Consider the following 1,177-nt stretch of genomic DNA (forward strand, 5'->3'; position numbering starts at 1 on the left):
GGCGCGGTGCCGCGCCCGCCGCGCGCCGGGTAGGGTGCTGCGGTCCGCCCGTCCGCCCGTCCGCCCGTCCGCCCGTCCGCCCGTCCGCCCGTCCGCCCGTCCGCGCGTCCAGCGCCGCGGACCGCAGCACGTCGCAGGGAGAGCCGCCATGAGCCCGTCGATCGCCACCACCACGACCGTCTCCCGCGCGGAGCTGCTCGACTTCGTCCGGCCCCGGCACCGCGCCGTGCTGCTCACCCGCCGCACCGACGGCGGCCCGCAGGCGTCCCCCGTCACCTGCGGGGTGGACGCTGAGGGCCGGATCGTCGTCTCGACCTACCCCGAGCGCGCCAAGACCCGCAACGCCGCCCGCGACCCCCGGGTCGCCGTCGTCGTGCTCTCCGACGAGTTCGACGGGCCCTGGGTGCAGATCGACGGTGCCGCCGAGGTGCTGGAGGGCGAGGCCGCCGTCGAGCCGCTGGTCGACTACTACCGGGTGATCGCCGGCGAGCACCCCGACTGGGACGAGTACCGCGCGGCGATGCGCCGCCAGGGCAAGGCGCTGCTGCGGCTGACCCCCGAGCGGTGGGGCCCGGTCGCCACCGGCGGGTTCCCGCCGCGCCTGGCCTGAACCGCGCCCGCGCGCGACGGCGGCGGTGGCACCGGACGGCCCGACCGGCACCACCGCCCGCCCGGCCTCAGCCGGGCCCCGCCGCCCCGGACCCGGCGGGCGCCGGGACGGGGGCGGCGGGCGGCGCGGATCCGAGCACGCCCGCCGCGACCAGGGTGAGCACGCCGAGCACCAGGACGGCCCGGTGGTGGCGGGCGACGGACCGGCCGAGCCGCGCCAGCACGGAGGGGACCGGGCGAGGGGGCGGTGGGGGCATGGCGGTACCTCTCCGAGATAATGCGAGCGTTGATTCGCAGAAGGGGGGTGGGGTGTGTCGCGCGTCACGCGGGTCGCGGTGGCGGTCCGGTGGTGGTCGGCTCGGCGGGGGCGTCCTCGGTGGTCACGGGGGTGTGGTCGAAGGGGGGTCGGCGGTGGAGTCCGGGGCGCGTGGGGGTGTCGCAGGGGCCCCGGGTGCTCGGGGGCGGGCGTCGGCGGCCCGCCCGCGCGGCACGACGGGTGCGCCGGGGTGTTGGTGGCGGGCCGGGCCGCCGCGTCGGCGGTGAGCCCGCCAGCTCGGCGGCGCGGTGG

Annotated in this window: 2 protein-coding genes; one reads left to right on the forward strand and one right to left on the reverse strand. The window is 79.9% G+C overall.

Translation table 11 applies throughout. The features are described from left to right. The first annotated feature begins 148 nt into the window (after positions 1 to 148). Positions 149 to 610 carry a PPOX class F420-dependent oxidoreductase gene (locus NT8_RS28115; RefSeq protein WP_067976114.1) on the forward strand — a complete coding sequence of 154 codons (462 nt, stop codon included), beginning with the start codon at positions 149 to 151 and terminating at the stop codon, positions 608 to 610. Between the two features lie 67 nt (positions 611 to 677). Here the strand turns inward: NT8_RS28115 and NT8_RS29690 are convergent, their stop codons facing one another. Then, the gene (locus NT8_RS29690; protein ID WP_157516015.1) at positions 678 to 866 is read right to left on the reverse strand and encodes a hypothetical protein; all 189 of its coding nucleotides are present in this window, start codon (positions 864 to 866) and stop codon (positions 678 to 680) included. Positions 867 to 1,177: the final 311 nt, after the last annotated feature.

This window comes from Nocardiopsis trehalosi NBRC 14201 (genome assembly GCF_001552555.1).
In the GTDB taxonomy this organism is placed as follows: Bacteria; Actinomycetota; Actinomycetes; order Streptosporangiales; family Streptosporangiaceae; genus Nocardiopsis_B; species Nocardiopsis_B trehalosi.

What these genes read in the sequence shown, in the direction of transcription:
- NT8_RS28115 (WP_067976114.1), top strand. Translation starts at nt 149, where the DNA reads ATGAGCCCGTCGATCGCCACCACCACGACCGTCTCCCGCGCGGAGCTG.
- NT8_RS29690 (WP_157516015.1), bottom strand. Translation starts at nt 866, where the DNA reads ATGCCCCCACCGCCCCCTCGCCCGGTCCCCTCCGTGCTGGCGCGGCTC.